Origin of the sequence: Vibrio sp. 10N.237.312.B06 (assembly GCF_041464685.1) — a bacterium.
Classification (GTDB): Bacteria; Pseudomonadota; Gammaproteobacteria; order Enterobacterales; family Vibrionaceae; genus Vibrio; species Vibrio tasmaniensis_A.
Map to the genome: position 1 here is coordinate 1 of NZ_JBFSPI010000154.1, position 4,519 is coordinate 4,519.

A 4,519-nucleotide genomic window follows, 5' to 3' on the forward strand; every position below is an offset into this window, starting at 1 on the left:
AAGACTCGCTACACTGTGCGATCTAAACACCTTAAATGATAGGTGTTGGCTCATTTGAGCGGCGTTTTTATTTATGAGAAATACACGCCCTAGCTAGTTTGATCCTTGAGTGTCTGGAATCCAAAGTAAATTCGCATGAATGTAGTTAGCCAGCACGCGGTGCCAAAGGTGTAGGCGATAACAGCAAAGTGTTGAGGCCAAATACAGAACGCGATGAAACAAGCGATGGTTTCAGTGCCTTCGGTTAGCCCTGACATGTAGTAGAGAGACTTATGTTTATAGACTGGGTTTTCGATGCCTCGTTTGCCTGCCATCACGGCAAACGCCAAAAAGCTGCTGCCAGTACCGATAAAAGAGAAGATCAAAAACGCACCGGCAATGGCGTTGTGTTCTGGGTTCGCAATAACAAAGCCAAAAGGAATTAACGAATAGAAAAGGAAATCGAGGCTGATGTCGAGAAAACCGCCAGCGTCACTAATGCCTTGGATTCGAGCCAAAGCCCCATCAAGCCCATCACATACTCGGTTGAACACAATGAAGCCTAGCGCCCATTCGTAATGTTGAAATGCCAACGCCGGAAACGCTAAACACCCGACCAGAAAGCCAAATAAGGTGGTTTGATTTGCCGTGATACCGAATTGACTCAGCAACTTAGCTGATTGGTTTAATGGCCACTTAATGACCTTGATGGAGTACTTATCCAGCATGATGACTCCTCCATGGCCAAGACAGCACTTGCGCCCCTTGAGGTACGTCAGCTTCGTCGTGCGTGACCATTAATGTTGGGATATTTGCTTTTGTCAGCTGTTCGAAGACCCAATCGCGAAATTGTGCTCTTAACTCTTGGTCTAACTTACTAAACGGTTCGTCGAGTAGGGCGAGCTTCGGCTTCGCCAATAACATACGAGTTAAGCTGATTCTTGCACGTTGACCGCCAGATATTTGATCCGGGAAAGACTCTGCCAAGTGAGTTAGCTCTATGTCTTTTAGTGCAGCCATCGCTTGCTGTTGACGAGCGGAGCCCTTAATTGAATTAGGCAGAGAGAACGCCAAGTTTTCCCATACCTTGAGGTGAGGGAACAACAAGTCATCTTGAAAAAGAATACCGACTTCACGCTGATGTGAAGGCAGGTCATCCAGCTGAATGTCGTTCAAAATAACGGTGCCAGAATACGAAAACTCATCATTTAAGTGCCCAGCTACGGCGTCCAACAAGGTCGATTTTCCGCAGCCGCTCGGCCCCATCAAAGCCAATACTTGGCCTGATTCTAATGTTACGTTTAGCGCTGAAAACAGCGATACACCATCGTTTTTACGGATGGCGAGGTCGTTGAGGTGCAGACTCATTCGTTAGAAAACCTTTAAAAGTAAGACGGCGATATCTGAGTTGAAGTCGGCTGACTAATATCGCTAAAGAGAAAAAGAACAGAGGCAATAGGGCCTGCCAAATGGCATAGATAGCTGTCACTCTGCGGTCGAAACCACTGGTAAGGGCAACGGCTTCTGTGGTGATTGTGCTAATACGGCCCGCGCCGAGCATCAAGGTGGGTAAGTACTGAGCCAAACTTACGCTGATCCCGACCGCCCAAGCAAAGGCAATAGCGGGTAACAAGATAGGCAGCTTGATGGAGTACCAGCTTTGAAATGGCGATTTACCCAAGCTCAACGAGGCTTTTATCAGGCCGTCATTGAAGCTTTTCCAAGGGCCATCCAAAGACAGATACACAAACGGGAAAGCAAAGAAAACATGCGCCCAAATTACCCAAAATTCATAGGCGCTGCTGCCGATATAAAGCGTGGTCACTTGCATGCCGAACAATACCGAGAGTTGAGGTATCAACATGGGAATCGCGATAACAAAGCCCGGAACTTGCCACTTGTATTTGATTCGGTACTCATGAGCTACCAGCGCGAGTAATAAAGCAACGGAAGCGGCAATAAGGCCAATCCACAAGCTTTGCCCGACGGTGCTCATGATGCCATCCCACTCAAACTCCCAGAAACGCATGCTGTAGCGACTTGGAAGTAAATCAGGGAAACGCCAACGTTGAGCAACACTCCAAATCCCCATTAGTGGAATGATCAGTAGTGACAATGCAGCAAGCACTGCGAAGATCGTTTTTCCTGGAAGGTTAATACCTGTTCTTCCTGAATATTGCCAAGTTCTAAAGTACTTGAGAATTGCCCATTCGATTAGACGCGCTAGGGCGATGATCAACGAAGCCAAACCGAATAAAACGATGGCGCCAGCGGCAGCTCGTGGCAATAGATTAAGGTCTGGGTCGTTAAACCATTGCCATACCAAAACGGCAAAGGTCGGCGGATTGGTTGGGCCAATGATCAGAGCGATGTCGACAACCGATACGCTGTAAGCAAGCACCGCCAACATAGGGAAGCGAAGCTTGGTAAACCATTGTGGGAAAATACACTTCCACCAGATCTGAGCACGGCTATAACCCAGAGAGGCACTGACCTTAGTGATGCGTTCAACATCGATTTGTTGAAGTATCGAAATGCTCATCAGCAATAAGAAGGGCACTTCTTTGAGTGCGAGCATAATGATTAGGCCAAACGCGTAAGGATCTTTTATCAGCAAAGCCAATTCAGAGCTTGTAGCCGATTCACCAAGTAAGTGATGCACGGCTCTTGCGCCAAGCCCTGTTGGGCTAAACAGAAAAGCAAAGCCGATAGCGAAAGCCACATGCGGAATGGCAAGCATTGGCGATAGCGTTAGCTCAATCTTTCTCCAAAACTTGTTTCCCCAAGAAGCCTGAAGAATACAAAAGGTCAGGAAGCAGGCGATATAGCTGCTGGCGACCGCTGAACCTAGGCTCAAACCAATAGAGTGCCAAGCCCCTTCCCATTGAAAGACTTGGTTAAAACCGTTGAGTGTTGGTTCCTCTAAACCTAGGGGCGGGATGAAACTCAGTGACGAGGCCACTACTCCCGCTACCCCAGGAATCGTAGGGACAATGCACACAGCTATAACAACAAAATATAGAGCGCGTAGCATGAATTTTAGTTACCGTATCGCTTAAGCCACTCTTTCTCGAGCGCGTTTTGCCAGCTAGGGTGTGGTTCATCAATCGATTTAAATTGCAGGGTATTTTTAGCGCTACCGGTCAGATATTTGCTGCTCAACACTGAAGGATCGCCCCAAACATTGAGGTCGCCTTTGCGCGATTGTGCTTCTGGGCTCAACAAGAAGTTGATGGTTACCTGAGCGCCAGCACTTGCATTAGCATTCCAAGGAATCGCAAGGAAGTGAATGTTAGACAGAGCGCCACTTTCTAGAGCATAGGCCTTGGTAGTTTCAGCTAGGCGGCCACTTGATTGTGCTGAATAAACAGAGTTTGGATTGAACGTAATCGCGAGGTCGAGCTGTCCGTCATCCAGAAGTTGAATGCTTTCAGATGTACCTGCAGGAAATTGCTTTCCGCCTCGCCATGCCACTTTATGGAATTTATCTAAGTAAGCCCACAGTGGTGCTGTAACTTCTTGGAAGTTGTCTTCCGAAACAGGTTGTGCCAGTGCAGGGTTGTTGTCTGTTAGCTCAATCAGTAGAGACTTGATGAAGCTGGTGCCATGAAATTCAGGTGGGCGAGGGTAGCTTAAGCGGTTCGGGAAAGCTTGAGCGTAGCTCAACATCTCTGAAAAAGATTGTGGCGGATTGTTTAGCGTCTCTTGGTCGTGAATGAACACCAGTTGTCCGACGCCCCAAGGTGCTTCTAAGCCTTCGGTTGGCTCCGAGAAATCGACATCAATTGGTAAAGATTTATCAACGTACTGCCAGTTTGGAAGTGATTCTGTGAATGGTCCAAATAACAGCGCATTGTCTTTCATCGAGCGAAAGTTCTCACCATTAATCCAAACGATATCGACACTGCCTTCGCTGTTCTTGCCTGCGGCTTTTTCTGCAAGTAGTCGAGTAGTCGTTTCAGCAATGTCGGTTACTTTTACATGCTTTAAGGTCACACCGTAGTCACTTTGTAACTCCTTGCCTGCCCATTGTAGGTAACGATTGATTTCTTGGCTTCCGCCCCAAGCGTGAAAGTAGACAGTTTGTCCCTCTGCCTGCTGTTCTATTTGGTTCCAGCTATTGGTTGATGTTGCTTCATCAGCGTAAATGGCTGCGCTGTATGCAACGGTTGCCATGATTCCTAACATACTTACTATCTTGTTCATAAACTTTTCCATTTGGTAGTGAACGGGCAAGAGCATTGTTATTTCGAACTCCCTACAGTTATTCTATCTGTTTCTGAAATAATTTCTAATTCAACAGTAAATTCAATCAATTACTTAAGGGCTCTTACCATCCTAGCAACAGACCGTTGAACTGATGAATTTATTGCACTCAAATGATAGATTTTTTAGGTTTATTGGGGTTTGGTACGAAAAGTAAGCGATGAGTGTCAGTTTTTAAGTAATCATGAGTGTAAGAAAGCAATAAAAAAAGGAGCCACTAGGGCTAATGCCGTTCACTTAAGAGTGAACGGCATTTTTGTTCTTAGCATACCGT

4 protein-coding genes are annotated in these 4,519 nt (G+C 46.6%); all 4 read right to left on the reverse strand.

The annotated features are described in order from the left end of the window. Positions 1-89: 89 nt before the first annotated feature. The 4 genes from AB6C75_RS22825 to AB6C75_RS22840 are packed head-to-tail and all read right to left on the reverse strand — an operon-like array spanning position 90 to position 4,185. The gene (locus AB6C75_RS22825; protein WP_012603668.1) at positions 90-707 is read right to left on the reverse strand and encodes a CDP-alcohol phosphatidyltransferase family protein; all 618 of its coding nucleotides are present in this window, start codon (positions 705-707) and stop codon (positions 90-92) included. Beyond that, positions 697-1,347, reverse strand: a complete 651-nt coding sequence (locus tag AB6C75_RS22830) for an ATP-binding cassette domain-containing protein (RefSeq protein ID WP_012603669.1) — start codon at positions 1,345-1,347, stop codon at positions 697-699. The genes AB6C75_RS22825 and AB6C75_RS22830 overlap by 11 nt, the downstream gene beginning before the upstream one ends. Continuing rightward, a complete protein-coding gene (locus AB6C75_RS22835; protein ID WP_372109396.1) occupies positions 1,313-3,013 on the reverse strand; it encodes an ABC transporter permease in 1,701 nt (566 codons plus the stop codon). The genes AB6C75_RS22830 and AB6C75_RS22835 overlap by 35 nt, the downstream gene beginning before the upstream one ends. Positions 3,014-3,018: 5 nt before the next feature. Next, positions 3,019-4,185 (reverse strand): ABC transporter substrate-binding protein, encoded by a 1,167-nt coding sequence (locus AB6C75_RS22840; protein ID WP_372109398.1) that lies wholly within the window; start codon positions 4,183-4,185, stop codon positions 3,019-3,021. Between the last annotated feature and the right edge of the window lie 334 nt (positions 4,186-4,519).

Excerpts from the sequence above, each read along its gene's own strand:
- AB6C75_RS22830 (WP_012603669.1), bottom strand. The coding sequence starts at position 1,347 with ATGAGTCTGCACCTCAACGACCTCGCCATCCGTAAAAACGATGGTGTA.
- AB6C75_RS22840 (WP_372109398.1), bottom strand. The coding sequence starts at position 4,185 with ATGAACAAGATAGTAAGTATGTTAGGAATCATGGCAACCGTTGCATAC.
- AB6C75_RS22835 (WP_372109396.1), bottom strand. The coding sequence starts at position 3,013 with ATGCTACGCGCTCTATATTTTGTTGTTATAGCTGTGTGCATTGTCCCT.
- AB6C75_RS22825 (WP_012603668.1), bottom strand. The coding sequence starts at position 707 with ATGCTGGATAAGTACTCCATCAAGGTCATTAAGTGGCCATTAAACCAA.